This window comes from Symplocastrum torsivum, from assembly GCF_059505465.1.
Genome location: NZ_JCACKQ010000125.1, coordinates 128,722 through 155,156 on the forward strand (window position 1 = coordinate 128,722; position 26,435 = coordinate 155,156).

The following is a 26,435-nucleotide window of genomic DNA, read 5'->3' on the forward strand; positions in this document are numbered from 1 at the left end:
TCTCCAAAATCCGCGTTACGCAATAGTATCAGGGTCAATACCGAGCGATCGCAACCTTGCTTTCAACTGTTCTACCTGCGATTCTGCTTGTTCAGCGCGTTGGCGTTCCTGTTCAGCACGTTGGCGTTCCTGTTCAGCGCGTTGGCGTTCCTGTTGTGCTTGTTCCTCTGCCTGCTGACGAGCTAAAACTTCTTGCCGTAACGCCTCTGCCAGTTCATCAGGAATGAGCAGTTTTTCTCCCGTATCTTCACGGGTAAAACTAATCAATCTTCCCTCAACCTGTAACCGTAGCTGTAGAGGCTCACTACGGCTATCCTGGATTGGTTCGTAAGCTTCGCCTCTTAGCCGATAGCCGCGCAACTGTTCTTTTACCCACTCACCCTTAGGGTCAAATAGCCAATATTCTTTTACCCCTAACTGCTCATACAGCGTCTTCTTGAACACCTGATCTTGATCTTTTGTCCCACCCGATGTCATCTCAAAAACCACACTGGGTACTTGCCCCTCTTGCCAGATTTTGTAGTTGTCTCGACCACCTGGTGCCACGTCAAAGATTACCATCACATCTGGGGCAACCCGTAACTTAGGAAAGCCTTGAGCATAGTAAAGAAATTGATTGCCCAAAACTGTTGCCTGACGATCTGCTAGATATTGTTTCAGTACTTCTAAAGTAGTCAGTAAGGCATAGAGGTGGTCATAGGTTTCTGCCACGGGTTCACCATCAGCACTGGGGTAGAAGGGTTCTGTTTCGACGGCAGGGACTGTGGCTGTCATGGTTAGAGAGGAGAGCGCTACTCATCTATTTTAGTATCCTGAATAGTACTCAATAAAATCCCTAAAATTTTATTAGCATTACCGACAGGATAATTGCTTAAATCAATAGATACATGTTTACCTTCTAACTTCAAGAACTTCCAAAGTTCTCCCGTTGTCACCACTCCATAAATTAGTTGGATATCATTCCCTTCGCGTTCATTAAACAATTGTGCTGCAATCATTTCGGCAACACACTGTCCCAAGCCAGATTTAATATTATCATTTTTGGCTTCTACAAGAGTAATTACTGGAGCCTTAACAAAAAGCTGTTCCGGAGAAAGACTAATTATAAAATCGCAAATTCCATTTAATCCTTTGTCAAAATCCACATTAAAATCTGTCCCTGAAAATAAACTAATTTGATGTTTTAATCGTCTCTTCATCTCTAGTAATATCGGGACAATAATCATTTCAGAACGGGCTTTTTCTGTACCAATAGCTACAGCTAAGGGAATATTCTCTTTGAGGTTAAAAGCTAGATTTTCACTACACTCAACCTCGTTAACATCTGCAAACAAGTCAACTGTTTCGCTAAGAGTTAAGCTAAAGGTCTTTATCAGTTCACTGAGTTTAAAGTCACTGTAAGCCATTGCTGTTGAGTTATGCCCGTTTATTGAAAATTTAGACTAAGGTTACTTCCGGTATTGCTCCTTGCATTTTGCCTAAAAAGTTAATTAAGTTTTCCAATTGTTGCTCTGCCTTCAGGACACCTAAACCCCGAACAGTTACCTTACCCGGAGTGTAGACAAAACGCGATCGCATATGATCTGGTAAATTCTCCTTCAGCAAGTTCCAAGCCGGTTCCTCCATTGGTGTCTCCAGAACAACGTGCTGCTTGTCCTCCGGTTTGATTCGGCTAAACCCTAACGACTTCGCAATCTGTTTGAGTTCCACCACACGCAACAATTGCTGCGCGGCTGGGGGAATTTGACCATAGCGATCGCTCCAATCTGCTGCTAGCTGAGTCAATTCCTCCTTCGAGTTCGCAGAAGCCACAGCCCGGTAAGCACTCATTTTCTGGTCTAAATCCGGGATATACTCAGCCGGGATAAAGGCAGTGAGATTGAGGTCAATCTGCGTGTCGTCCACTTTCGGAATTTCCTGCCCTTGAATCTCCCGAATTGCCTCTTGCAGCATTTCCATATAAAGGTCAAAACCAATTGCCTCCATCTGTCCAGACTGTTCCGCACCCAGGAGATTACCAACACCACGGATTTCCATATCCCGTGTCGCCAGTTGATAACCGGAACCGAGTTGAGTAAATTCCTGAATCGCTCGTAAGCGCTTCCGTGCCGGTTCGGAAAGTACCCGTTGCTTGGGATAAAAGAGCCATGCATGGGCTTGAATTCCCGCACGTCCAACCCGTCCACGTAACTGGTACAACTGGGATAACCCGAACTTCTGAGCATCTTCGATCAAGATGGTGTTGACTCTCGGAATATCCAACCCAGACTCAATAATGGTGGTACAGACTAAGACCTCTGCATCCCCATTACCAAAGGTGAGCATCGTTGCTTCGAGTTCCCCTTCGTCCATCTGACCATGTGCGATCGCAAGTCTTGCCCCTGGTATCATTTCCCGGATTTGGGTGGCAACTTCTTCGATGCCCTCAACTCTCGGTACTACATAGAATACTTGCCCACCTCGATCCAGTTCATTCCGAATCGCTGTGCGTACTGCTTCGGGATCGTAAGGCGCAAGATGGGTTTTAATCGGACGACGTGAGGGGGGTGGTGTGGTAATCAAACTCATTTCTCGCACCCCAGATAACGACATATAGAGGGTGCGCGGAATCGGTGTTGCTGTCAGAGTGAGGACATCAACCTGAGTTTTGAGTGTCTTGATTTTCTCCTTCTGGTTAACCCCAAAGCGCTGTTCTTCATCCACCACCAACATCCCCAAATCCCGGAATGTCACCCCTTTACCTAAAAGCTGATGCGTACCGACGACAACATCTAATTCCCCAGTTGTGAGGCGTTGTTGGATATTGCGCCGTTCCTCAGCACTGCGGAAGCGGTTGAGCAAACCGACATTGATCGGATAAGGGGCAAAGCGTTCTTTGAGGGTATGGTAATGCTGTTGAGTCAGGATTGTCGTCGGGGCGAGGACAGCAACTTGCTTACCGGCCGTAACAGCTTTGAAAATGGCGCGAATTGCTACTTCTGTTTTACCAAAGCCGACATCCCCACAAACCAAGCGATCCATCGGGCGATCGCTCATCATATCTCGCTTCACATCCTGCACTGCTTTCAACTGGTCAGGTGTAGGTTGATAGGGGAAGGAATCTTCTAACTCTTCTTGCCAAGGTAAATCCTCTGGGTAGGCAAAACCCTGGCGTTGCGATCGCGTTGCATACAGTTGCAGCAAATCAACGGCAAGTTTTCTAATCCCTTTACGAACCCGACTTTTTGTCCTCTCCCAGGCTTTGCCAGACATCTTATTCAGTTCTGGCGGTCGCTCTCCGGTAGCGCGAAACCGGGATAATACTCCTAGTTGGTCAGCCGATACCCGCAGTAAGCCATCAGCATACTGAAGTACCAAATACTCGCGGGTTTCGTTGTTAATCGTCAGGCTTTCTAGCTTGAGAAACTTACCGACACCATGGTTTTTGTGAACGACATAATCCCCTTGTCGTAGCTTGTTGGGGTCTACCTGTTTTGAGGCAGCACGACGTCGCTTGCGGACATAACTGGGCGTTGTGAGGGTATGCTGCCCAAAGAATTCGCGGTCAGTAACGACCACAAGGCGGTAGGTAGGCAGAATGAAGCCTTCGAGTTCTGCCAATCCTGAATACTTGAGCGCGACTGGCGTGTGCTGGATTTGTAGCTTATCAATCGCTGGATAGTCGCGAGGGTTGGGGACGAATTGGGCAGGACAGTCGTGTTCTTGGAGTAGGGAGACAGAACGACTAGGTTGAGCGGAAATCAGCCAAACAGAGAAGTTACGATCGCGTTCTCCCCGTAGTACCTCCGCAAGCTTGGCAAATTGGTGAGGTGTCGTGGGTACAGGTCGGCTGGCAAGATTAACAGTTTTTGTAGAACCCTTGTCGGTTAACTCTTCCACCAGTTCTGAGAGATAAACCAAGGGGAATCGGGAAGCGTCTTGCTCAGTTCCTTGTCCTAAGGCTGCCAGAGAGTCGTCAAAAGAGCGGTGAAGAGGGGGAAGAGGGAAAGCCAGAGATTCCAGTTGTTCTTGCGCGTGTTCACAAGCGCGATCGCTATGCGCTCGACACTGCTCTAACTCATCTATGGCAATCAAGGTATTCTTTGGCAGATAGTCGAGAAGAGACGCTGGCTGATCAAAGGCAATCCCTAAGAACCGGCGAGTGCCTTCTGGTGGTGTCCCGGCTTCTAGATAGTCTTGGTCTTCTGGCGAAAGTCGTGATTTGACTTGTTCTCGCTGCGATTCGCTTAATGAGGCGACAATAATTGGACTAAAATCCGTAGGCGTGAGTACCAACTGCTCAATTTTGTCTAACGAGCGTTGGGTTGCTGGGTCAAACTCTCGTAGTTTGTCAAGCTCATCCCCAAACCATTCCAACCGCACTGGCAACTCGGCGGCTACCGGGAAAACATCGACAATATCACCACGCCGACTCCACTGCCCTTCTGTTTCTACCAAGGGAACCCGCTCATAACCCAGTCGTGCTAACTTCTCATCAACACTCTTTGAGTCCCAACTCATCCCTTGCTTGAGGGTGAGGCAGTAGGGCTTGAAGGCAGCAACTGGAGGCAAGTGCGGTTGCAGCGAGGCTTGAGTAGCGATGATTGCTAGTTGTCCGTTGTTCTCCCCCCTTTTTAAAGGAGGATCGACTGACTCCTCACCTTTGACTAAATCGGCTAAGACTTGCATTTGTCCCCAAGTCATTTCCGATTCTGGGTCAAATGGCTCATAAGGTGAGGCTTCGGAGGTTGGGTAAAAGTGGACAGTATCCCAACCCATTGCTTCGAGTTGGGCTGCCCAACGACTTGCTTCCTCTAGGGTGCTGGCAACCACGAACAAGTTACGAGAACTCGCCTTTGCTAGGGCGGACGCTACCAATCCTTTTGGAAGACGGGAAACACCATTTAGCTGTAGAGATGAGGAGCGATTCAGTACAGCGAGCAGTTCACCAGTCAGGGGCGATCGCTCTAGTGCCCGAATGATTGAAGAAAATGGCATGGGTTCACAGAATACTTGGCTCGTGATAATAAACGCTAATCATAGCGGTCTATCTCCCTCATTTTATGAAGCCTCACGAAAACTCGCAGTCTTGCCAGGGGCAGGTGATGTTTTAGAGCAGGAAAGGATACTAGATACTAGAACGTTAAGGGCACCTCTTTCTCACCACCGACCATTAAATAAATGTCCTCCATACCTCTCGAAATTTTCTTCCTTCTTTTGCTAATTATCCTCAATGGGGTCTTTTCTATGTCGGAGATGGCAGTGGTATCGGCACGGAAGGTACGTCTGCAACAGCTATCCAATCAGGGAAATATTAAGGCTCGCAACGCTTTAAAGCTGGCGGAGTCACCAAATCAGTTTTTCTCGACTGTTCAGATTGGGATTACACTCATTGGCACTCTAGCCGGTGCTTTTGGTGGGGCAACTCTGGCGGAGAAGCTGGCAACTCAGTTGAAACTGATTCCAATAGCATTTTTGTCCGCCAACTCTAATGCGATCGCGTTGTTTATTGTGGTTTTGATCATCACCTACCTTTCACTTGTAATCGGTGAACTGGTACCCAAGCGGTTAGCGTTAAACAATCCTGAACAAATTGCCGTGGGTGTGGCTTCTCCCATGCGCTTTTTGGCGAAAATTGCTGCGCCTGCGGTGCATCTGTTGAGCTACTCGACCGATTTGGTTCTGCGGCTGTTGGGGATTGGACCCTCTAGAGAGCCAGAGGTTACTGAGGAAGAAATTAAAATTTTAATCGAGCAAGGCACCGAAGCGGGAACATTTGAGGAAGCGGAACAAGAAATGCTCAATCGAGTGTTTCGCTTGGGAGATAGGCGAGTTAGTGCGATGATGACACCACGACCGGATATCGTCTGGCTTGACTTGGATGACCCGGCACAAACAAATCGGCAAGTGATTATTGATAACACTCATTCTCAGTTTCCGGTATGCCAGGGTGAGCTTGATAATGTGCTTGGGGTCATACATGTCAATGATTTGCTATCTCGCTGTCTGAACAATCAGCCGCTTGACTTGACATCAACTTTACGCCGTCCTTTGTATGTGCCGGAAGGCACACCTGGATTGAAGATTCTAGAGCTGTTTAAGCAATCTGGCACTCACATTGCAATGGTTGTTGATGAATATGGTGTGCTTCAGGGGTTGGTCACCCTCAACGATATTCTTGAAGAAATTGTGGGAGATCTTCCTTCAGTTGATCAAATTGATGAGCCGCAAGCCGTACAGCGTGATGATGGTTCTTGGTTAGTGGATGGGATGTTGCCAGTAGAAGAGTTTTTTGAACTTTTTGAAATTGAGGAGTTACCCAGAGAGCAACGAGGTAACTATCACACGATGGGAGGCTTTGTCGTTACGCACTTGGGACGCATCCCAATTGCCACTGATCATTTTGAGTGGCGGGGAATGCGTTTTGAAGTCATGGATATGGATGGTAATAGAGTCGATAAGTTGCTGATTATGCCTATACCAAGTAAACGACATAAGTCAGTCAACGAAAACTAGTTCCTTTTCTTGTTAACGGGACTTAAACAAATTTCAAGCCCAAACAATAGTTCTTGATTTTTGTCTAAGTTCCGTCTTTAGATTGGGGAGTGTCAGCAAAGATTAATAGCTAATGGCTGAAGTTGGATATCAGCACGATGCAGATTCAGAAGCACAGTCTCTGAGTATAGGAAGAGCCACTAGTACAGTTGTTTGTTGCTCAGGAATACTTTCAATGGTCAGCGTCCCAGCATGTAATTCGCTCAGGCGTTTAGCAATCATCAGCCCTAAACCGGAACCTTGTTGTTCGTATAGTTTCCGTTCAAATTGCTGATAAGCACCAAGCCCTGCAATCTGTTCAGCACTCATACCTCGTCCATTGTCAGTAATAGACAGAATCAAGGTATCATCCTCAACTCTATTAGAGATTGTTACTGGTGTACCAGGCCTCGAAAACTTGAAGGCATTTTGCACCAGTTCTTCAACCACTTTATTGAGGCGGTTAGCAGATATCTGTACCCCTACCTCAACCAGTTTTAAGTGCAAATCAGCTTCTCGGTTGGCGGCACAAGCTTGCTGCATGGCTTGGTCAGCAATCAGTGTTTCAACATACTGAGTTTGCTCACTCCGCAGTGACTTTAATCGTCTTGAGTCAGTTGAGATTAACTCCAGTTCTGCATACAGCAAGAAATTCTGGATCAGTCGGTATAAGCGTTTTCCCGAAGTCCGGATGCCCTCTAGCATCTCCAATCGCTCAGCGGGTTCGAGCGCATCATAGTCCGCAATCAGCAGTTCCGCATAACCTAAAATACCATTTAAGGGAGTCCGCAGTTCGTGAGGCAATGACAGGGTAATACTACCGCGCAACTCATCAAGTTTTTGTGCTTGTTGTCTCTCAATCGCAGCTTGTTTTTCCAGTCGAGTAGCGATCGCTTGTAGGAGGTCTTTTGCCCGAATTGGCTTGGTTAGATAATCGTCAGCGCCCAAACACATCCCCCTGCGTAGATCAGCTGGGTCTACTTTGGCAGTCAGAAAAATGAATGGAATCGTATCTGTGAGCGGATTTTGACGCAACAACTCAAGTACACCAAAACCATCGAGTTCGGGCATCATTACATCGCAAATAATCAAATCGGGTAGGTAGGAGAGTGCTAAACGCGCACCAATAGCACCATTCTCAGCCCCAATCCCCTCAAACCCTTCAGCTTCCAAGAGTTCTAAAAGATTCTCTCGCACGGTTTGCTCATCTTCAATGATCAAAATTCTTGTCATCGTTCTGTCTACGTTGATCGCTTGTGCAACTATTCAGAGATTCTTGAGGAGAAAGCTTCTCTCTGAGTCAGAAACAGTAGATGGCCAAACACCTGACATCAGTCTTACTAAATCTCATTCTTGAACTACAAAAGCCAGTAAATATAGAAGTATAATTTCCACCCTGTAACTCTATTGCTCTTTTTTCAAGTGACACTCCCAGCCCTATACCGGAAATCGTGTCTACGTTATGGAACGATGAAATGGTTCAAACAAGCGCTGTTAACCTCTAGTGTCTAGTATCATCTGGGTTTAAACCTATTGGTAGTATCTACCTCAAGTTAACAAAACTATTAACAGTTTATAGACCGTATTTTTACGGATTTTCAGTATGAAGGGTTAAGATTTTACCCCAGACTGACGGAAGGGGTATAAGCCTCACTTGATTCGTCCAAAGGGTTGAGACTTCTGTTAATGCCTTGTGTATAGAGGAACACGAGTTCTTCCTTGAGTTAGATGAACTCTCGCTAAAAAACTATATAGAGACGTTCCGCTGGAACGTCTCTACGACTAGAATTCTATTCTTCATTCATCGCCGTTGTTAGCTCTTGGTGGCTACGACTTCTCTCCACGGGCGTTGTGGTGGAAACCATTGCTGCCATTAACTGCTCAGGCACAACTTTGAAGGGTAGTCGGTGGATATCAGAGCTAGGTGAGCAAGCAATTTCAGCCGCTTGCCGTAATTCTAGTAGCGTAATGTTCCCAAGATTTAGGTCATCTAGGCTTTGGGGTAGACCAATTTCAGCGTAAAACTTCAATAACTGTTGTCGTGCCGATGCTGCCAATTGGTTGCCCTGAAGCATCTCCTCTAAACGCAACTGCGCGAGAATACCATACGCCACTTTCTCACCATGAAGAACATCATGAGCCGCAGGCAGATGGGTTAAGCCATTATGAACTGCGTGAGCGGCGACAGTACGACACTGTGCCCCCCCTAAGCCACCAATGACTCCAGCTAGTAGAACCGTAGCATCGACGACTTCCCGCCAAACTTCACTTCCCGGTTCCTTAAGCGCATCAGCCGATTTTTGAAACAGGATATCGCGCAAGACTCGCGCCTGTTGAACAGCAGAAATAATCAGAGTGAAGGGAGAACTGCCGCTACTAACAGAAGCTTCGTACCACTTTGCCAAGGCATCACCAATTCCAGCAATTAGGGTACGTTGGGGTGCTGTCTGAATCAGGCTGTAATCGAGTACTAGCAGGTTTGGACAACGGTCAAGACCAACATCATATAAGAAAGCGCCTTGATCGGAATAGATATTTGATAAACCTGTCCAAGCCGCACAGGTAGCCGCAGAGGTAGGAATCGTGACAACCGGAAGCTTACACTGGTGCGCTAAAACTTTAGCGGTATCCATCGCCTTACCGCCACCAACCCCAATGATTAAATCCGCTTGATGCGAGGCGGTGGCTTTTTGGAGGGAGGCTAAGGACGCTTCACTGCAATCTGGGCTGTAGGAAGCGAAGGAGTAGTTTAATGGCTGATGTTCTAGGACAGATTGGAGTTGAGAAGCCAGAGTCGCTAATGTGCGATCGCCTCCTACAATCAATGGACGCTTCCCCAAACGTGCGATCGCCTCTCCTGACTGTTCCAATGCTTGAAAACCCCGCAATACCTGAGCGGGTGCTACGGTTAACGCAAGCAATGAGGTAGACGATTGGTTCATTGTGCCTGTGGTGGAAACGTCAACTGGGAATTGGGGAGGCATACAAGAGCGTTAGTGTACTGTATTCATAAATTATGAGTAATCTATTATTTTACTACACTGCATCACTATCTGGTGATTCAGGAAGCGATCGCCTACTTGTAAACAAGAAGGACTGTTAAGATCAGTATTCGCTAGCCTTCTTCCAATAAGCATTATGGGCAACACGTTTGGGCATCTATTTCGGGTTACTACCTTTGGCGAGTCTCACGGGGGTGGCGTTGGTGTTGTGATCGATGGGTGCCCCCCACAACTGGAAATTGACGCTCAAGAAATTCAGTTTGAACTGGATCGAAGGCGTCCAGGACAAAGCAAAATTACGACACCCCGCAAGGAAACGGATACCTGCGAAATTGTTTCCGGGATGTTTGAGGGGAAAACCTTGGGAACGCCCATCGCTATCTTGGTACGCAACAAAGATACTCGTTCCCAAGATTATGACGAGATGCAACAGACGTATCGCCCATCCCATGCCGATGCGACGTATGATGCCAAATACGGTATCCGCAACTGGCAGGGTGGAGGACGTTCCTCAGCACGAGAAACGATTGGACGAGTTGCAGCAGGTGCGATCGCAAAAAAAATCCTCTCACAAGTCGCTGGCGTTGAAGTTATTGGCTACGTCAAGCGCATTCAAGATTTAGAAGGCATCATTGACCCGAATACCGTTACCCTAGAGCAAGTAGAAAGTAATATCGTCCGCTGCCCTGACGCGGAATGTGCAGAGCGGATGATTGAACGAATTGAGCAAATTGGGCGTAGCGGTGATTCAATTGGTGGGGTGGTTGAATGCATTGCCCGAAATGTACCAAAAGGCTTAGGAGAACCAGTTTTTGACAAGCTGGAAGCCGATTTAGCAAAGGGGGTTATGTCCCTACCTGCGAGTAAAGGGTTTGAAATTGGTTCGGGTTTTTCCGGAACCCTCCTCACAGGTAGTGAGCATAACGACGAATTTTACACCGACGAAACAGGTGAAATCCGCACCGTAAGCAACCGCTCCGGCGGGATTCAGGGTGGCATAACCAATGGGGAGAATATTATTCTTCGGGTAGCATTTAAACCCACTGCTACCATACGAAAAGAACAGCGTACTGTAACCAGCACAGGCGTTGAGACAATACTAGCCGCCAAAGGACGACATGACCCTTGCGTCTTACCGAGAGCAGTGCCTATGGTAGAAGCAATGGTCGCTTTAGTATTATGCGATCACCTACTGCGTCATCAGGGTCAGTGCCGTACTTTAAAGTCTTAAAGCAAGAAAATGGAAACAAGTCCTTCCTCTGAGTTTGTTGTCCAATTCTGGGGAGTCCGAGGCAGTGTCCCCTCTCCTGGAAAAGAGACAGTTCGATACGGCGGCAATACATCCTGTGTTGAGATGCGAGTCGCTGGAAAACGCTTGATTTTTGATGGCGGCACCGGATTGCGGATGCTAGGTAAAAGTTTACAACCTCAGCAGCCACTTGAAGCCTACTGGTTTTTTACTCACTACCACTGGGATCATATTCAAGGCGTGCCATTTTTCACCCCAGCATTTGTTGAAGGAAATACCTTCCATATTCATGGGGCAGCACCCGAAGGTGCAGCGATGGAGCAGCATTTTTGCGATCGCGTTTTGCACATGAATTCACCTGTACCCGTCAAATCGATACAGGCAGACTTGAAGTTCTACGATCTAGTCTGCGGCGATACGATGACGCTGGGTGATATCACCATTGAAACTAGCCCTCTAAACCATCCCAATGGGGCGATGGGCTATCGCGTGACGTGGCAGGGACATTCTGCCGTCTACTGCACAGATACAGAACATTTTCCTGACCGTGTAGATGAAAATGTGCTACAACTCGCTCGTGATTCTGATGTAATTATCTACGATGCGATGTACACCGATGAAGAATACCACAGCCCGAAATCTCCAAAAGTTGGTTGGGGACACTCGACTTGGCAAGAAGGTGTGAAGGCGGCAAAGGAATCGGGTACAAAGCGCTTAGCGATTTTCCATCACGAACCCAATCACTCAGATGACTTTCTCGATCAAATCGAAGTAGAAGTGCAGGATGCCTTTGAAGGGGCATTTTTAGCGCGTGAAGGAATGATTGTATCAGTGATTTAAAGCGTGTTGTTTGTTATTTGTTGTTTATCGTTATCTAGAGCAACTGATAACCAACAACCCGCTAGCGTCTACTATGAGACATCTTCAGACGAGATTCTGGAAACTGCTTGGCTTAGCGCTTACTTCAAGCCTGCTAGTCGTTTTCATCTACACTCAACCCTCCTTTCTAAAGGATATCGGGATGCGGCTGAGTGGCACCCAAGCCGCCGCTGTAAGCACGAAACCCATCCCGCAAACCTATTTTGGGATGCACATTGCCGAACCCTTTAGGATTCCCTGGCCCGCAGTTCCAATTGGCAGTTGGAGACTGTGGGATACAAGTAGCGCAGCAGGATTACCCTTTTGGCCGCATTTGGAACGGGAAAAAGGTCAATGGGACTTCAGAACCCTGGATGACTGTGTAAAGTTAGCCAGTGAAAAAGGAGTCGATTTAATCTACACGATGGCGCTGACACCGAAATGGGCGGCAGCAAGAAATGACTCCTCCCCGTATGGTGATGGCCCCACCGCAGCGGAACCAAAAAACCTAGATGACTGGCGTAACTTTGTCCGTACTGTCGCCACCCGTTACAAAGGCAAAATTCAGTATTACGAAATTTGGAACGAACCCAATCTGAAGCATTTTTTCAGTGGTTCTATTGACCAGCTAGTCACCCTAGCCCGTGAAGCTTACACCATTATTAAAGAGGTTGATCCAGCCGCAAAAGTTGTCTCTCCATCGCTGTACTCAGATTATGGAGCATTGCCTTGGCTTGATGAATATTTTGCTAAAGGGGGAGGCAATTACGCTGACATTATTGGCGCTCATTTCTACATCGCAAATGATAAACCTCCTGAAGAAAGTTTGCCTCTCATTCGCAAAGTTCAACAAGTGATTGCCAAACACAAACTGGAGCAAAAGCCGTTCTGGAATACTGAGACAGGATATGGCAATAAACAGGACAATGCCTTCTATTCGGATGAACAAAGTATGGCTTATGTTGCCCGAATGTACTTGTTGAATTGGGCATCAGGAATAGAGCGTTTTTACTGGTATGCCTGGGATAATCGTAACGTTGTAACGATGCTGATGGTTAAGGAAGATAACCAAACTCTGACAGGAGCAGCAAAAGCTTATGGTGAAATTCAAAAGTGGCTCGTAGGCTCACAAATGAAAAAGTGTCAGCCAGATTTTCGGAACACTTGGACGTGCGAATTAGTTCAAGAAAGTGGTAAGCCAGCCTGGGTTGTCTGGAACTCCCAGCGTGATGACTTGAGCTTCAAAGTCCCTGAAAACTACGAGGTTCAGCAAGTCCAAAATTTGTATGGGGAGAAAACAGAGCTTGGGCGCGATCGCATTTTGAAAATTGGCTCACTTCCAGTATTACTAAGTCAGTAAGCGAATCGCCGTCTGCCAGATGATGATAATCGGACGCACCTTTAAATCCACGGTTTTATAACTGCGAAAGGCTTGTTCAACCGAATTCTAAAATTACATGGGTACAAAGACCAGAGGAGCGGTAGCTCTATCTAAGGCGGAGCAAGCTTTGGCTTGTCCAACAGTACATCTGTATGGGGGACTTCAGCCTAATTGCCGAAAACCCAGAAATTTGTGCCTCATCAACATGAGAACCGCAATATAATTACTGATTACACGATACAAATGCACTCGCCCAAGTGCTAACCCGAAGGGCTAATCACACATACCAGATTTAACTGAAATAAAAGAAGCGATCGCTCAGACAAAGTAGAGGGTTTTAAGATTGGAGGTACAAAGATTTATGAGGAGTGTGAGCGATGGTACAATCTGACCCTAAGTTGCGCTTACCAACTAGCGAGGAATTGCCTTGCTCAGATGATACGCCAGTGGATAACGAGAATCAAAATTTTATTCCCAACTTACTTTTATTTTTGCTCAAGTTTATTTGGGGCAATCGCTCTGATTGGTTTTTTGCTGTGGATATGGGGATTTATCACACCACAGGAGTGAGTCCGTTGGTGCCTATTGTCCCTGACGGATTTTTGAGTTTAGGGGTTGAGCGGCACAGAAGCGAGAGGTTACGGAAAAGCTATGTAGTTTGGGAAGAAAACGAGGTTGTTCCTATTTTTGCTCTAGAGATTGTGTCGCTGACTCCAGGGGGAGAATATGATAAAAAAATGGAGGTTTATGCAAAACTTGGCGTTTTATATTATGTAGTTTATAACCCCGAATATTGGCAACGGGATAGACATCAGCCTTTTGAGGTTTATCGCTTAATTGATGGAAAGTATCAACTTCAAATTGGCGAACCGTATTGGATGAGTGAAATCAATTTAGGCATTGGACGTGCGCCTTACCGGGATGGAGAGATTGAGATTGAAGCGTTGTATTGGTACGACAAACAAGGAACTCGATATTTGACGGCAGAGGAAAGATCTCAACAAGCGCAACAGCAACTTGAACGCTATCGTCAGTTGTTTGGAGAATTACCAGAAGGTTAAGATTAGGCGAGCGCTTGTGCTAAATTGCATTGATGTTAAAGGAGCGATCGCATTTTAAAAATTGGCTCACTTCCAGTATTACTAAGTCAGTAAGCGAATCGCCTAGTCCAACAAATTACCGATAACCCTCTTTTGTTATTTCCGGGCAAGAATCATTGCCACAAACTTACTGCGAAGCACAGAAACCTATATCCAAGAATGCTTCGCCCAGGCTTCAAGCCCTAAAGTAACAAAAGAGGGAATAAATTTTTGTAACTATCTGCATAAATCTTCTGCCTAAGTCTGAGAATTTCCTAAAAGCTCAAGCACCCACTTTCTTAGGAAGAGACTTTATGAAAACCCGTTGGCTCAGACATTTCTTGCTTGGTTTAGTGGGAGCGTTAGTAATTGCTTTTGGACTCTCAATATTTACAGCTACTACTGCCGCGACACGGTTCTACTATTCCATCACTGACTTAGGGACTCTCGGCGGTAGCGAAAGCTATGCAATGAGCATCAACGACATGGGGCAAATCGTCGGCAGATCACAAACGAGTAGTGGAAACTCTCAAGCTTTCTTGTGGCAGGGTGGTGCGATGACTGATATCGGTACGGCTGCTGGCTACAACAACAGCATTGCTATCGACATCAATAACGCGGGGCAAGTTCTCGGTGGTACAACAAGTCAGGTTCCACTCTTTGTTTCCTCTCCATTCTTGTGGAGCAATGACACGATAACAACACTTCCAGACCCTGAGATTTGTTACGCCTCTGGTATTAACGATGCGGAACAAATCGTTGGCTTATGTATTGTCATAGGGACTAACTATGCCTCTGCTGCCTTCTTGCCAGGTGGTTCAATAATCCTCGACCTTCCTAGTTCAGCTTATGACATCAACAATTCAGGACAAGTCGTTGGCGCTTTTAATTCCGAGATTGTCGATGTCAATACGAACAATGACTACGAAGCCTTCTTGTGGCAGGATGGTACAACAACTGAGCTAGGTACTCTTGGTGGCACTAATAGTGAAGCTAATGCCGTTAATGACGTGGGGCAAGTCGTTGGTAGAGCGCAAACTAGCACGGGTGATTTTCACGCCTTCTTTTGGGATGGTGCGATGCAAGACTTAGGCACTCTTGCTAACTACACCAGCAGCGTCGCTTATGGCATCAATAACAAGGGGCGAGTTGTTGGGACGGCGACAAACAATAGTGGCAGTTCCCATGCTTTTGTGCGATTAAATAATGGAATACGAGATTTGAATAACTTGATTCCTGCTAATTCCGGATGGGAACTGATTGAGGCACGGGATATCAACAACAACGGACGAATTGTTGGTTATGGAACTGTGAATGGAGAAAACCATGCCTTTGTCCTCACACCAACTTGGGTGACTCGATAGAGTGAGTTTTCTGTTCAAACTACGCAAAATTTCCTCCCAAGCGTTAAAACTAGTAGGGTGCGTCGTGACGCACCCTACCAGCAAGGAGGTGTAAAGGTTGCCAAGAGTTCGAGTCCGTCAACACGTCAATCCCCTGAGTAAGAAATACCAGACACCCCTGAGTCCTCCTGATTGGACTCAAGTTTATGCCAAGGTGAGTTCGCCACTGCATCTAGATATTGGCTGTGCAAGGGGGGAGTTCTTGTTGGAGATGGCAACGCTACAACCTGAGTGGAATTTTTTGGGGTTAGAAATTCGTGAACCTTTAGTAGAACAGGCAAATGCTATTGCCTCGGAATTGAGCTTGAGTAATCTCCACTACCTGTTTTGTAATGCGAATAACTCTCTAGTACCAGTGCTTGAGTCTTTTCCTAGTGGTACATTACAACGTGTTACTATCCAATTTCCTGACCCCTGGTTCAAAAAGCGCCAAGCGAAACGACGGGTAGTGCAGCCAGAATTAGTGGAGGCCCTAGCCAAATATCTAGCGTCTGGGGGAATGGTTTTTCTTCAGTCAGATATTGAAGCGGTAGCGGTGGAAATGTGCGATCGCTTTGAATCTCACCCGGCGTTCATCAAACAAGGGACTGAGCCTTGGTTGGCAACTAACCCCCTGCAAGTTCCTACTGAACGAGAAGTCTCTACACTGTCTCGTGGTGAACCTGTTTATCGTGCGTTGTTTCATCGAGCTTAGATATGCACTCTAGTTGAGACGCATCGATCAGATCGTTTTGCCGTTTATAGTCCTTATCCGCAAATTCTATTTGTAATACCAAACGCTCTTTACTACCAGGAGGAGTCGCTTTGTAGAAGCAATTGCTATCTTCCACAAATCCAAAACCCGCTTTACCGCAGAGCGGTACGATATTTTCATAGCCGTAGTATTCAGCAATTTCTTGGTGCGATCGCCCTTTTCGTAAAAATAGATGTGAAAGCTTCTTCTTGAGGTGGCTGCCTCGCACACAAACACGTGGACTACTACACAAGTCTACATCTGTTAAATAAAAGAAAAATTTCAGGATACGAGCTTCATCTGAATCTGTGTAAAACACTTGAGCCGCACGGCGACGCTCATAGATAGTTGAATCTACAGGAAAACTCCACCAAAGCTGATTTCCTTGATGTACAGGCGTAGCCTCTAGATACTTAGCTGCAATCTCTAATAGGATTGGATCGCTTTCCAGCTTTTTGATGGCTGGACACAGTGAAGCTGTATTGTAATAGCTTCCAACGGCTATTGATTTTTTATAGTTCGCTTGTACTTTTAGTTTGTCAGCGTAATAGAATCCCAAATTGGGCTTTCTGTTGCCATAACAAGGATTGTCAAGTGCAAATTCATAGATTTCTTGAACTATCGCTTGAGGAAGGTTAAATCCTAAAGCAAACCCATCCTTTTTTAAATAACAAATCCTTTCATCTACATTGATGTTTTCAAAAACAGAAGAATTGGCAGTAATTGGTTTTGAAATCTCAGAAAAACTTCTAGAACTTCTAGAATAAGAGCGGAAAATAAAGCGTCCCGCTTTCAACTTACAAACTTCACGCATGATAATCGATAGAGAATTTCGAGTCAATTTTTTAGCGCATCTCAACAGGTTGTCTAAAACGAACGGCAAGACTTAACGAATACATTATTTTTCTGTATTCGCTGTAAATCTACCCTTGTAAAATTCGTTAGATATTTCGGTAGGCAGATGAATTCAAGAAAATTCGGTTTTAAGAACCCTGTTGGTTAAGAAGAGATTGATGCACCAAAATGCTCTAGGCGAGATGTAAATCTCTAATATTTTTGTGGCTGCTACTAGTTTAATTTAAAAAAAATATGTTTTTTAGAAAATCTATCAGGTTTATGTAATGATTTAGTAGTTATCCTTCTTTGTTTATAAAGCTTCAATGAATTTGGTTTTAAAAAAGTATATGACTAACGATTATTTTAAAAGATGATGCAAATCATTGATCTGTGTCCTGATAATCTAGAAGCGATTCAGCAGGCAGCGACTTTGTTAGTTGAAGGCTTCAAAGAGCATTGGTCAACTGCATGGTCAGATCTAGATAGTGCTTTGGCAGAGGTGCAAGAATCGTTTAGCACAGACCGAATTAGCCGAATTGCGGTGGATGAGGCTGGTGTTGTTCTGGGTTGGATTGGTGGTATTAAGCAGTACGACGGTAATGTTTGGGAACTTCATCCGTTGGTTGTGCGTTCTGAGTGTCGAGGGCAGGGAATTGGGAAAGCGCTTGTGGCGGACTTGGAAGAGCAAGTGAGAGAATGTGGGGGTTTCACGATCTGGCTGGGTACGGATGATGAGGACAATATGACAAGCCTCTCAGGTGTCAACCTCTACCCGAACGTTTTTGAGCATATTGCAAGGATAAAGAACCTGCGTAGTCATCCCTACGAGTTTTACCAGAAGTGCGGATTTGTCATTGTCGGTGTGATTCCGGATGCTAACGGGTTGGGAAAGCCGGACATTTATATGGCGAAGTCAGTAAGGAGGAATCAGTAGAGGGTTATTGCTTACTCTGAGGTGAGAGTGTAGGGAAGAAGGGAGGCAGGGGAAGTTAAAAAGAAAGTCCTCTCTTGTGTGTTCTTAGGAGTAGTGGTGATGAGGCTACGCAATTTGACGGAATTGGATTGAGGAATTTTTTCATAAGCTGGAGATATAGGTTCTAAGCTGAAAGATTAGTATGGATACGCTGTTGAGCATTTGTATTGGGATTGGTTTGAGTGCGGCTTGTGGTTTCCGGATTTTTGTGCCGCCGTTGGTGATGAGTATGGCGTCTCTGTTTGGGCATCTGACACTCTCACCGAGTTTTGAGTGGATGGGAAGTTATTCAGCGCTGGTAGTGTTCGCGGTGGCAACTGGTATTGAAATTGCGGCTTATTACATTCCTTGGGTTGATAACTTGCTGGATACGATCGCTACACCAATGGCGATCGCAGCAGGTACGTTTGTGACGGCTTCCGTAATTCCTGAGGGCGATCCGATGTTGCAGTGGACTGTGGCCTTGATTGCAGGTGGCGGTGCAGCAGGTACCATTCAAGCCTTCACAGGAATAGGACGTTTGGCTTCAACGATGATGACGGGAGGATTGGGAAATCCTTTAATATCGACGATTGAATCAGGTGGTTCGATTATCCTATCGGGATTGGCGATCGCAGTTCCTGTATTTACTGTCTGTTTAGTGGCAGTGTTGTTGGTGTTCACACTCAGCAAACTAGGCAGAAGTCTAGCGGTTAAAAGAGAACATCAAGAAGCTGATATAGCGAGTCTAAATGAGTTATACAACTCAGGTGGCACCGAAAAGACCAAGGTTAGAAGTCAGTAGTTACAAGCCAAAGACTTTTCCCAAACATCAATTATTAGATAATGAAGTCAGTTGGTTGTACAAATGATTTAGACGCGCTATATGAAGTCGGTTTAATCCGTTGTACAGCCTCTAAACTTCCATCTCTACCTAACTCAAGCTATGGTGAGGATGAAATTTAGAGGAGGCAAAACCAATGAAAGGGAAGCAAGTTTTACTTACGGGTGGAACGGGTGGTTTAGGGATGGGTGTCACTGCTACTGTTCTCGCCCAAGGTGGAGAAGTAACGATTCCCTACCACAATGAAAAAGAAGTAGAACGCTTGAAGGGGAAGTTAGCGGCTGCTGAATTTGAACGGATTCGATTTGTTGCAGCTAACCTGTCTGATGAGTCAGTGGTGGAACAGCTAATCAATGATATGGGGCGAGTCGATGTCCTGATTCATCTGGTAGGTGGCTTCGCTATGGGCAAAACTCATGAATATAGTTTTGCCGATTGGCGACGAGATTTTGATTTAAATCTGAATACGACATTTTTAGTGTGCAAGCATAGCCTTGGCAAAATGTTGCAGCACGGATATGGGCGGATTGTTACAGTAGGCTCAAGGGGAGCCGTTGAACCAGCCGGACAACTAGCGGCTTATTGTGCATCTAAGGCTGGGGTTGTCGCGTTGACAAAAGCGATCGCTGACGAAACGAAAGGAACAAATATTACAGCAAATGTTGTGCTTCCCAGCATCATTGATACACCTGCTAACCGGGAGGCGATGGGGACTCAAGACGCTGATAAATGGGTTAAACCAGAGTCCTTAGCGCAAGTTATCTGTTTCCTCGCCTCGGAAGCGGCAAAAGATGTGCGTGGTGCTGCTGTTCCGGTTTATGGGAGTATTTAGGCGATTCTAAAACTACAACGCGATCGGCAACCTGAAGAGTTATTGCCCAAGATTTTATTAGGGAAAGGAGAAATGACTACTTATCCTCATTGTTGGCAGAAAAGAGTTGTAGAGCGACTTGATATGCCTCTGCCTGCTAGGACAATAACTGCGACTGAAGAAAACTATAACCGTGATCAAACCGAAAAATCATCCTACAGTTCAATTGGTTGAGTTTGTTAACGATATCAGGATTGTCAAAGTCTTTAGAGTTTAGATTCAAAAAACACGCCTGCTTTGGCTGATAACGTTGTAAGTGATCAATAACTGATGCATAAACAAAGGCATCTTGTGGTGTTAAATCATAGATGTCTTCACAAGAAGCTGCCTTAATCAGAATGTCGGCGGTGAGCGCAACAATGTCTCCAATATTGAGGAGTCGATCTCGGCACTGAATAAAGCGCTTTTGTTCCTCCTCATTGCTGTCTACTAATAATCTGTTAATTTGTTGGATACTCTCGATACGACTTGCATAAGAAGCTGTACGTTTAAGTTGTCCTAACTCAGCATTCAACGACTGTTGTAGTTGATTGCGACTCCTGGCTTGACGAATCAATTTCTCATGAGGCTCAGCAAGACTATAGGCTGGAATAACCAGCTTCGCCTGCCCTGCTTCACAAAGTTGCAGAATTTGTTCACAACTTGCATACTGCTCTTGCTCGAAGGTTAGCTCTAAAACAAAATTTGTCTCAACATAAATATTCACACAGCCGCCTCATGCTCAAACTTTCCTCCGGCTATGGCGGTGTACAGCCCTGACTCAATCAACCAATGCTGTGAATTATCCACATTTTCAGGCAATTTCTCAGCGTGAATAATCTCTCCAAGCCAAGATGCAACAATTAGTTCAAGGCTTTGTCCACTGATTTGATCAGCCGTTACCCCTGCCCTTTCAAAGTAAGGCTCAAGAATAGGACGTGCATCAATCATGTAAGTAGGTTCACTCTGATCAAGATAAGCCTCAGCATCAGTCCATAGGTAAAATTTATCTGGAAAGACCATCAGAAAATAGGGAGCCTTTGGGAAAGTGCCGTGTGCGAAAATATTACGTCGGAGTTGGGCTGCCCACTCTGGTGATGCGTTAGTTTTGCGCTTGACTTCAACCACAAGAGCCAGTTGACCATCGCGGTTGTCAACTGACAAGTCCCAGCGAGAATCGCCTCTAACAGCCATAAAAGGCTCACTTCAAAAAACCAACTACTTGATCATTTTGACGCCAAACTCTGGCTTTTCGTCAACTGCTGGGTATTGCTCGAAAACCTTGCGCTAACTTAGCTGTAAACACCAATAGATAAGTTTTCGTTGATGTCTCAGCCGAAGAGTGTGTGGGTTCTCGACTTACACCGATTGCTTGGCCAGTACTGGACGAACAGGGGAGTGTTCTAAGAGACAGTAGGGACGGCTGTAGCTTAAGGGCGACTCTAAAGCGTGTTCGATTAAGAATTCTGGATTGCTCATCACTTGCTCTGTCTTGCCATCAAAGACGATTTGTCCTTGACTGAGGACAATGGTGCGATCGCATAATTCCAAGGCTAAATCTAAATCATGGGTAGCAATGAGTTGTGTTAGGTCTAAGCTTTTCAGTAACTCGATTAACTGACGGCGCGAACGTGGGTCTAATTGCGCGGAGGGTTCATCAAACACCAAGACTTGTGGGTTCATCGCCAGTACGCCTGCGATCGCAATTCGTTTCTTTTCCCCCCCAGACAAATTCTCGGTACTCCGTTGCCCATAATGTTCTGGATCGATGTTCACTGCTGCCATTGACTGAATCACTCGCTCACGCAATTCTTGATCGCGTAAGCCAAGATTCATTGGACCAAAGCAAACATCCTCCCATACCGTTGGCATGAATAGCTGATTATCAGGATTCTGAAACACCAACCCTACAAAATTCCGAATCTCTCGCAAATTCTCCGGCGTAACAAGCAACTCTCCAATTGCCACCTCTCCCTCTTGGGGTAGCAAAATTCCATTCAGGTGTAACTGTAATGTCGATTTTCCCGAACCATTCGCCCCGATTAGCGCCACCCGTTCACTGGCTCGAATTGCAATATTTATATCCCTTAATGCTTGAGTTCCATCTGGGTAGGTGTAGCTAAGATTTTTGATTGATATAGGATTGTGGTGCATGAAGAAAATTGGAATGAACAAGAGAACTCAGGAGTTCAGGAGTTCAGAAAATTCTGAACTTTTGGACTTCCCTGAAGATAGGAGCGACTTCTCATGGAGCAGGGGTCACAATCCAGGTCTGAAAGAGATTCTGTAACTCCTGTAACTTCTGAACTCCTTCTTCAACTTTATCGGCGTAATAAGTAGATAACCTGTCCGAGTAGCGCCAAAATTACGGTCAAGGTAATAGCCACAATATCCCGTTTGCCACCTGGAGGAACCTTCTCAATCGGTGGTACTCCTCGATAACCCCGTGATAGCATTGCCTGATGAACTCGCTCTCCTCGCTCATAGGTACGAATAAATAGCGCTCCCATCATGTTGCCAATTACTAAGCGTGAAGAGCGGTTACTCCCCATCAAATTGCGAGATGCTGCTGCGCGACGCATCGCGTTGAACTCACCAATTAGAACACCGATGTAGCGATACATTGAAGCAAGAATTGCTACCAACAGAGGAGGAGTGCGTAAGGCGACTAAAGCATTCAGTAAGGCTGGGACGGAAGTAGTTAGGGTGAGGATATTGAGCATCAAGAGTGAAAGCATTGCCTTAATTGCGACACTCCCTAAAACCATCAACCCTTCTGTCGTAATTTTTAGTATTCCCCAAGACCAGATGGCTTCGCCACCCTTCTGAAATAAGGTGCCAAGTAGTATCGTGCCAACAAAAACAAACTCAACAGCGATTCGCTTGAGTAGCACGCTCAAAGTCACCCGACTCAGGAGGATAACGCTTAACACACCTGCGCCATAAATTGCCCAAGTCCACCAACGCCCATCTGGTGTCAGCGCGATCGCAAACACCAAAAGTACGGTACATAGAACGCGAGTCCGGGGAGCTAAGGAGTGCCAGGGTGTATCATTTTTGCTATCAACATCTAGATTAAATGCCCCAATGTGCAGCAGCATCTGCTTGTAATTCCTATCTATCCAGGGGCTGGTCTGGATCATCGAGATACTGGGGGGCATCATCGTCTGTAGTAGATGGCGACGTACCCCGAACCACCAGCTTGCCAATGCCCCAAGCTAAGCCAAATGTTGCTAATGTACCTACTAACCCAGCTAAGGGAGTTGCAACGGCTTCCGGTACACCCCGAAGGGCATACTCTTCAAAAACAGCGTAAAAGGGTAGCTTTTGGGCAGGGGCTTCTTCGACGGCTTCATCATCAAACTTTAGATCCTGAGAAACTCGATCTAAGCCGTCTGGATCTGAACTCGCAAAGGGAGAGAGGAAAATTGCAACTAGGAGGGCAACACCTAAGCCAGCGATGACGAAGGCACGGTTGCGTTGGCGAGAGAGGTTGCTACTCATAAGTATTGAATCTCTGTCTAACAAGATGTATAAATTTAGCGGGTTGAAACTGGGCGAGAGTTTGAGGAGACTGTTTTGCGTGGTGGGTCAAAAAACAAATCAGGTCGAGCGCGCCAGACATAGCTGACAGCCACGACGGTAATGATCGCTTCGCCAATGCCGATCAGGATGTGCCAAAATGCCATTGCCCCTAAAGCCAGCCCCAGAGAGACTTTATCCGATAGCGCTAGTTGCACTGCCGTTAAAAGGGCAGCAACAAAGACACTCGTCCAAGATGCGATCGCTGTACCAATCAACATTCCCCGCCAAGTATTGCGTCCGATCGCAAATCGGATTGCTTTGTAGAGATAATAACCACCAAATGTCCCAATCAGACCCATATTGGTGATATTTGCTCCGAGTACCGTTAAGCCACCATCCTGAAAGAAGACAGACTGCACAATAAAAACAGCAACCATCACCAATGAACCAGCCCAAGGCCCTAGTAAAACTCCCGCTAGTGTTCCACCGAGTAAATGACCAGAGGTGCCTCCTGGAATCGGGAAATTGATCATTTGAGCAGCGAAGATAAACGCCCCACAAACCCCCATCAGTGGTACTGCCCGTTCCTGATAGTCCGCTTGCACTTGCTTTAGGGAGACTGCAATCAGGGCGATCGCAAGTAGCCAGGTGACAAGGCTAACGGGTAGACTCAAAAACCCATCGGGAATGTGCAACGCTAACTGTGGCTGTATAAGCCAATGCAGCAAGTTGTGCGTGGAAATACTGGGCAGCAAGACTGTAATCATTACTACAAACTCTATTTTTTGTCGGTTGCTTCAATAAGTGCAACCCTCTAATAAAACCTGTCTTGTATAAAAAATGCAATCCCATAGGGGGGCATTGAAAGAACCTCTTTTAGGATTAGATAAAAGTTGGAGCTTTCAATCTGCTATGAAAGCATTTAGAAGGATTCATAAACTCTATCTAGAGAAATAAATTATACAAAATTTGCGTCTTCTATCTAGTACAATCTGTGAGGTTCTTACTTGTCCTACACGAAAAAAGTTATAGAGCTACTGAGATTTCTGTTAAAGATGATGGACAAATGACTTCAGTAAGCGTTAAAGATTAAAAACTTCTTTTACCCTTGTTAAGGGTATTGAAAAATAAACTTAATGATTAGTACTGCAAAAGGGACTAATTGGTTTCCTAAACCTATCGGTCAGTTTTAAATTAGTATTTCCTATTTTTGTTTGGCTAAAGTTTGCTTCTCTTCGGTCTGCACCAATGAACTTAAGAAAATTGGTGTTACCTGTTTTAGGTTTACCTCTTTAAAGAATCGCCTACTAAAAAATCTCGTCTTCCACTAGATATTGGAATTTGCTTGGCATCTTAGCTCTCCAGGGATTAACAATGTGGGAGGAGTGTGTTGGTGTGAGGCTAAAATGTATCAAATTTTGCAGAATCGTCTACGGGTTAGTCCAGTTGTAGCGATCGCATTTCTACTTTTCGTTGTGTCGGGTGAGGTGAGTGCTACCGAGAAGTCAGTCACTAGGGGATTGGAGGAAAACTCAACTGAGCCAACCTTAACCCAATCCCAAGCAGTTGAGGTGACAGACTCAACATCAAGTGTCTTAGAGCAAATCAATCACTATAACAATCAGGAAGCAGATGATTTTGGGCAGGTAACCAACGTTTCTCAACTCGCTGATGTTCAACCGGGAGACTGGGCGTATGAAGCTTTGCGATCGCTTGTGGAACGATATGGTGCGATTGCGGGTTATCCTGATGGAACCTTCCGAGGCAACCGCAGCATGACTCGCTATGAGTTTGCCGCAGGCTTACAACGCGCCCTCGATCAAATTCAGACACTCATCGCGAGAAATGAAAATCTTGTCACTCAAGAAGACTTAGCAACTTTACAACGCTTAAGGCAAGGCTTTATCCTTGAACTCACTTTACTACGCGCTGATGTTGATGCGCTTACTGCCCGTACTAGGGAACTGGAACTCACGCAATTTTCCAGCACAACCAAACTGGATGGAGAAGTCATCTTCGGGCTTGCCAGCATTGTAGATGGAGAGGATGCCGAGGGTAATGATATTGATACTGTCACCACATTTGGTCATCGAACCCGTTTAAACTTAGAAACCAGTTTCACAGGTAGAGATATACTCCGCACACGACTTCAGGCAGAAGGCTTGAGTTCTCTGGAAAGCCGTACTCTTACCCCCGAAGGTGAACTGGCTTTTACAGGGGAAACAGATAGTGATGTTCAACTGGATGAACTGCTATATAGTTTCCCTATTGGTAGTCGTACCCAAGTTGTCATTGCCGCGAATGCTGCTGGGGCGGAAGATTTTGCTAATACAGTTAATCCTTACCTGGATGGTGATGGCGCAAGCGGCGCACTCTCACGCTTTGGGACTCGCCCTTCTATCTACTACCTCGTGAAGGGTGCTGGTGTTGGTGTTCGCCACGCTTTTAGTGACAATGTAGAACTGAGTCTAGGTTACTTAGCTGGTGATGCGGGTAATCCGGAAGCAGGTGCTGGTTTGTTTAATGGTTCCTATGGCGCATTAGCGCAGTTAGTGGTTCAGCCGAGTGAACGCTTGAGTCTTGGTTTAACCTATGTTCACGCCTATAACAACTACTTAGGTACTGGTAGCAACAATGCCAATTTGTTAGGACTATCGGCACTCAGCAATTCCTACGGTGTGGAAGCATCCTTTGAAATTAGCCCTCAGTTCGTTTTGGGCGGTTGGGCAGGATATACCCAAGCGCGTGTCATCGATCAGGGAGATGCTAGTATCTGGAACTGGGCAGTAACCGCCGCATTTCCGGATTTGGGTAAGACTGGTAACCTGGCAGGTATTATCATTGGCATGGAGCCAAAAGTAACGGATAGTGACAACCCTTTGGTAAATCTGGGTATTGATAACCCAAGCACGTCACTTCATCTAGAAGCGTTCTATCAATACAAGTTGACGGATAATATCACGATTACGCCGGGGGTGATTTGGCTGACAGCACCCGACCACAATAGTGTTAATGATGATGTCGTGATTGGAACGGTGCGGACAACCTTTAGTTTCTAGACTAGCGTTTGCGATCGCAATTCAAATATCAGCCGCTTCCTAACAAAAAGCAACTATGGCGGTTAGCAGTCAGCTATCAGCTATCAGCTTTTCTGTTTTCCTTGAAAAGTACAAGCCTTTTGACCTTCTGCCTTCTTGCACTAGCCCCTA

The 26,435-nt window shown here is 45.9% G+C and carries 23 protein-coding genes; 11 read left to right on the forward strand and 12 right to left on the reverse strand.

The genetic code is table 11. The features are described from left to right. Positions 1 to 15: 15 nt before the first annotated feature. The 3 genes from AC5JL3_RS31140 to mfd are packed head-to-tail and all read right to left on the reverse strand — an operon-like array spanning position 16 to position 4,977. Positions 16 to 774, reverse strand: a complete 759-nt coding sequence (locus AC5JL3_RS31140; RefSeq protein WP_496078131.1) for a Uma2 family endonuclease — start codon at positions 772 to 774, stop codon at positions 16 to 18. A 17-nt stretch (positions 775 to 791) separates the two neighbouring features. Continuing rightward, a complete protein-coding gene (locus AC5JL3_RS31145; protein ID WP_496078132.1) occupies positions 792 to 1,406 on the reverse strand; it encodes a hypothetical protein in 615 nt (204 codons plus the stop codon). Between the two features lie 31 nt (positions 1,407 to 1,437). Further along, positions 1,438 to 4,977 (reverse strand): transcription-repair coupling factor, encoded by a 3,540-nt coding sequence (gene mfd, locus AC5JL3_RS31150; RefSeq protein ID WP_496078133.1) that lies wholly within the window; start codon positions 4,975 to 4,977, stop codon positions 1,438 to 1,440. A 183-nt stretch (positions 4,978 to 5,160) separates the two neighbouring features. Here mfd and AC5JL3_RS31155 point away from each other — a divergent pair, with 183 nt between their 5' ends. Next, entirely contained in the window at positions 5,161 to 6,495 is a 1,335-nt protein-coding gene (locus tag AC5JL3_RS31155; RefSeq protein WP_496078134.1) for a hemolysin family protein, read from the forward strand. A gap of 129 nt (positions 6,496 to 6,624) precedes the next feature. On the opposite strand, the gene AC5JL3_RS31160 is transcribed toward AC5JL3_RS31155, so the two are convergent. Further along, positions 6,625 to 7,746: a hybrid sensor histidine kinase/response regulator gene (locus tag AC5JL3_RS31160; RefSeq protein ID WP_496078135.1), complete on the reverse strand. Its 1,122-nt coding sequence runs from the start codon at positions 7,744 to 7,746 to the stop codon at positions 6,625 to 6,627. A gap of 557 nt (positions 7,747 to 8,303) precedes the next feature. Further along, positions 8,304 to 9,455: an iron-containing alcohol dehydrogenase family protein gene (locus tag AC5JL3_RS31165; RefSeq protein WP_496078181.1), complete on the reverse strand. Its 1,152-nt coding sequence runs from the start codon at positions 9,453 to 9,455 to the stop codon at positions 8,304 to 8,306. Between the two features lie 196 nt (positions 9,456 to 9,651). Here AC5JL3_RS31165 and aroC point away from each other — a divergent pair, with 196 nt between their 5' ends. From aroC to trmB, 6 genes are all read left to right on the forward strand, one after another. Then, the gene (aroC, locus tag AC5JL3_RS31170; RefSeq protein ID WP_496078136.1) at positions 9,652 to 10,746 is read left to right on the forward strand and encodes a chorismate synthase; all 1,095 of its coding nucleotides are present in this window, start codon (positions 9,652 to 9,654) and stop codon (positions 10,744 to 10,746) included. 9 nt (positions 10,747 to 10,755) lie between these two features. Next, entirely contained in the window at positions 10,756 to 11,604 is an 849-nt protein-coding gene (locus AC5JL3_RS31175) for an MBL fold metallo-hydrolase (protein WP_496078137.1), read from the forward strand. A gap of 73 nt (positions 11,605 to 11,677) precedes the next feature. After that, on the forward strand, positions 11,678 to 12,982 hold the full coding sequence (locus AC5JL3_RS31180; protein WP_496078138.1) for a GH39 family glycosyl hydrolase: 1,305 nt from the start codon (positions 11,678 to 11,680) through the stop codon (positions 12,980 to 12,982). A gap of 398 nt (positions 12,983 to 13,380) precedes the next feature. Then, positions 13,381 to 14,064: a Uma2 family endonuclease gene (locus AC5JL3_RS31185; protein ID WP_496078139.1), complete on the forward strand. Its 684-nt coding sequence runs from the start codon at positions 13,381 to 13,383 to the stop codon at positions 14,062 to 14,064. Positions 14,065 to 14,396: 332 nt separating this feature from the next. After that, positions 14,397 to 15,446 (forward strand): DUF3466 family protein, encoded by a 1,050-nt coding sequence (locus tag AC5JL3_RS31190; RefSeq protein ID WP_496078140.1) that lies wholly within the window; start codon positions 14,397 to 14,399, stop codon positions 15,444 to 15,446. A gap of 97 nt (positions 15,447 to 15,543) precedes the next feature. Then, on the forward strand, positions 15,544 to 16,179 hold the full coding sequence (gene trmB, locus AC5JL3_RS31195) for a tRNA (guanosine(46)-N7)-methyltransferase TrmB (protein ID WP_496078141.1): 636 nt from the start codon (positions 15,544 to 15,546) through the stop codon (positions 16,177 to 16,179). On the opposite strand, the gene AC5JL3_RS31200 is transcribed toward trmB, so the two are convergent. Continuing rightward, positions 16,127 to 17,032, reverse strand: a complete 906-nt coding sequence (locus AC5JL3_RS31200) for a hypothetical protein (protein WP_496078142.1) — start codon at positions 17,030 to 17,032, stop codon at positions 16,127 to 16,129. The two genes, trmB and AC5JL3_RS31200, sit on opposite strands and share 53 nt — an antisense overlap. 396 nt (positions 17,033 to 17,428) lie before the next feature. Here AC5JL3_RS31200 and AC5JL3_RS31205 point away from each other — a divergent pair, with 396 nt between their 5' ends. The 3 genes from AC5JL3_RS31205 to fabG all read left to right on the forward strand — a co-directional run bounded on the left by AC5JL3_RS31205 (position 17,429) and on the right by fabG (position 19,683). After that, positions 17,429 to 17,989, forward strand: coding sequence for a GNAT family N-acetyltransferase (locus AC5JL3_RS31205; protein ID WP_496078182.1), 561 nt, complete (start codon positions 17,429 to 17,431; stop codon positions 17,987 to 17,989). A 181-nt stretch (positions 17,990 to 18,170) separates the two neighbouring features. Next, positions 18,171 to 18,812: a DUF4126 domain-containing protein gene (locus AC5JL3_RS31210; protein ID WP_496078143.1), complete on the forward strand. Its 642-nt coding sequence runs from the start codon at positions 18,171 to 18,173 to the stop codon at positions 18,810 to 18,812. A 175-nt stretch (positions 18,813 to 18,987) separates the two neighbouring features. Beyond that, positions 18,988 to 19,683: a 3-oxoacyl-ACP reductase FabG gene (fabG, locus tag AC5JL3_RS31215; protein WP_496078144.1), complete on the forward strand. Its 696-nt coding sequence runs from the start codon at positions 18,988 to 18,990 to the stop codon at positions 19,681 to 19,683. 136 nt (positions 19,684 to 19,819) lie between these two features. On the opposite strand, the gene AC5JL3_RS31220 is transcribed toward fabG, so the two are convergent. The 6 genes from AC5JL3_RS31220 to AC5JL3_RS31245 form a co-directional block, all read right to left on the reverse strand. Continuing rightward, the gene (locus AC5JL3_RS31220) at positions 19,820 to 20,428 is read right to left on the reverse strand and encodes a PIN domain-containing protein (RefSeq protein WP_496078145.1); all 609 of its coding nucleotides are present in this window, start codon (positions 20,426 to 20,428) and stop codon (positions 19,820 to 19,822) included. Further along, a complete protein-coding gene (locus tag AC5JL3_RS31225; RefSeq protein ID WP_496078146.1) occupies positions 20,425 to 20,895 on the reverse strand; it encodes a hypothetical protein in 471 nt (156 codons plus the stop codon). Before AC5JL3_RS31225 ends, AC5JL3_RS31220 begins: the two co-directional genes overlap by 4 nt. A 165-nt stretch (positions 20,896 to 21,060) precedes the next feature. After that, positions 21,061 to 21,876 (reverse strand): energy-coupling factor ABC transporter ATP-binding protein, encoded by an 816-nt coding sequence (locus AC5JL3_RS31230; RefSeq protein WP_496078147.1) that lies wholly within the window; start codon positions 21,874 to 21,876, stop codon positions 21,061 to 21,063. Between the two features lie 146 nt (positions 21,877 to 22,022). Next, positions 22,023 to 22,802, reverse strand: a complete 780-nt coding sequence (cbiQ, locus tag AC5JL3_RS31235; RefSeq protein ID WP_496078148.1) for a cobalt ECF transporter T component CbiQ — start codon at positions 22,800 to 22,802, stop codon at positions 22,023 to 22,025. A gap of 13 nt (positions 22,803 to 22,815) precedes the next feature. Then, positions 22,816 to 23,205, reverse strand: a complete 390-nt coding sequence (locus tag AC5JL3_RS31240) for a PDGLE domain-containing protein (protein WP_496078149.1) — start codon at positions 23,203 to 23,205, stop codon at positions 22,816 to 22,818. Positions 23,206 to 23,240: 35 nt separating this feature from the next. Next, positions 23,241 to 23,993 (reverse strand): energy-coupling factor ABC transporter permease, encoded by a 753-nt coding sequence (locus tag AC5JL3_RS31245; protein WP_496078150.1) that lies wholly within the window; start codon positions 23,991 to 23,993, stop codon positions 23,241 to 23,243. Positions 23,994 to 24,632: 639 nt separating this feature from the next. Here AC5JL3_RS31245 and AC5JL3_RS31250 point away from each other — a divergent pair. Next, positions 24,633 to 26,285: an iron uptake porin gene (locus AC5JL3_RS31250; protein ID WP_496078151.1), complete on the forward strand. Its 1,653-nt coding sequence runs from the start codon at positions 24,633 to 24,635 to the stop codon at positions 26,283 to 26,285. Positions 26,286 to 26,435 lie beyond the last annotated feature (150 nt).

Excerpts from the sequence above, each read along its gene's own strand:
- AC5JL3_RS31140 (WP_496078131.1), bottom strand. The coding sequence starts at position 774 with ATGACAGCCACAGTCCCTGCCGTCGAAACAGAACCCTTCTACCCCAGT.
- AC5JL3_RS31145 (WP_496078132.1), bottom strand. The coding sequence starts at position 1,406 with ATGGCTTACAGTGACTTTAAACTCAGTGAACTGATAAAGACCTTTAGC.
- mfd (WP_496078133.1), bottom strand. The coding sequence starts at position 4,977 with ATGCCATTTTCTTCAATCATTCGGGCACTAGAGCGATCGCCCCTGACT.
- AC5JL3_RS31155 (WP_496078134.1), top strand. The coding sequence starts at position 5,161 with ATGTCCTCCATACCTCTCGAAATTTTCTTCCTTCTTTTGCTAATTATC.
- AC5JL3_RS31160 (WP_496078135.1), bottom strand. The coding sequence starts at position 7,746 with ATGACAAGAATTTTGATCATTGAAGATGAGCAAACCGTGCGAGAGAAT.
- AC5JL3_RS31165 (WP_496078181.1), bottom strand. The coding sequence starts at position 9,455 with ATGAACCAATCGTCTACCTCATTGCTTGCGTTAACCGTAGCACCCGCT.
- aroC (WP_496078136.1), top strand. The coding sequence starts at position 9,652 with ATGGGCAACACGTTTGGGCATCTATTTCGGGTTACTACCTTTGGCGAG.
- AC5JL3_RS31175 (WP_496078137.1), top strand. The coding sequence starts at position 10,756 with ATGGAAACAAGTCCTTCCTCTGAGTTTGTTGTCCAATTCTGGGGAGTC.
- AC5JL3_RS31180 (WP_496078138.1), top strand. The coding sequence starts at position 11,678 with ATGAGACATCTTCAGACGAGATTCTGGAAACTGCTTGGCTTAGCGCTT.
- AC5JL3_RS31185 (WP_496078139.1), top strand. The coding sequence starts at position 13,381 with ATGGTACAATCTGACCCTAAGTTGCGCTTACCAACTAGCGAGGAATTG.
- AC5JL3_RS31190 (WP_496078140.1), top strand. The coding sequence starts at position 14,397 with ATGAAAACCCGTTGGCTCAGACATTTCTTGCTTGGTTTAGTGGGAGCG.
- AC5JL3_RS31200 (WP_496078142.1), bottom strand. The coding sequence starts at position 17,032 with ATGCGTGAAGTTTGTAAGTTGAAAGCGGGACGCTTTATTTTCCGCTCT.
- AC5JL3_RS31205 (WP_496078182.1), top strand. The coding sequence starts at position 17,429 with ATGCAAATCATTGATCTGTGTCCTGATAATCTAGAAGCGATTCAGCAG.
- AC5JL3_RS31210 (WP_496078143.1), top strand. The coding sequence starts at position 18,171 with ATGGATACGCTGTTGAGCATTTGTATTGGGATTGGTTTGAGTGCGGCT.
- fabG (WP_496078144.1), top strand. The coding sequence starts at position 18,988 with ATGAAAGGGAAGCAAGTTTTACTTACGGGTGGAACGGGTGGTTTAGGG.
- AC5JL3_RS31225 (WP_496078146.1), bottom strand. The coding sequence starts at position 20,895 with ATGGCTGTTAGAGGCGATTCTCGCTGGGACTTGTCAGTTGACAACCGC.
- cbiQ (WP_496078148.1), bottom strand. The coding sequence starts at position 22,802 with ATGCTGCTGCACATTGGGGCATTTAATCTAGATGTTGATAGCAAAAAT.
- AC5JL3_RS31240 (WP_496078149.1), bottom strand. The coding sequence starts at position 23,205 with ATGAGTAGCAACCTCTCTCGCCAACGCAACCGTGCCTTCGTCATCGCT.
- AC5JL3_RS31245 (WP_496078150.1), bottom strand. The coding sequence starts at position 23,993 with ATGATTACAGTCTTGCTGCCCAGTATTTCCACGCACAACTTGCTGCAT.
- AC5JL3_RS31250 (WP_496078151.1), top strand. The coding sequence starts at position 24,633 with ATGTATCAAATTTTGCAGAATCGTCTACGGGTTAGTCCAGTTGTAGCG.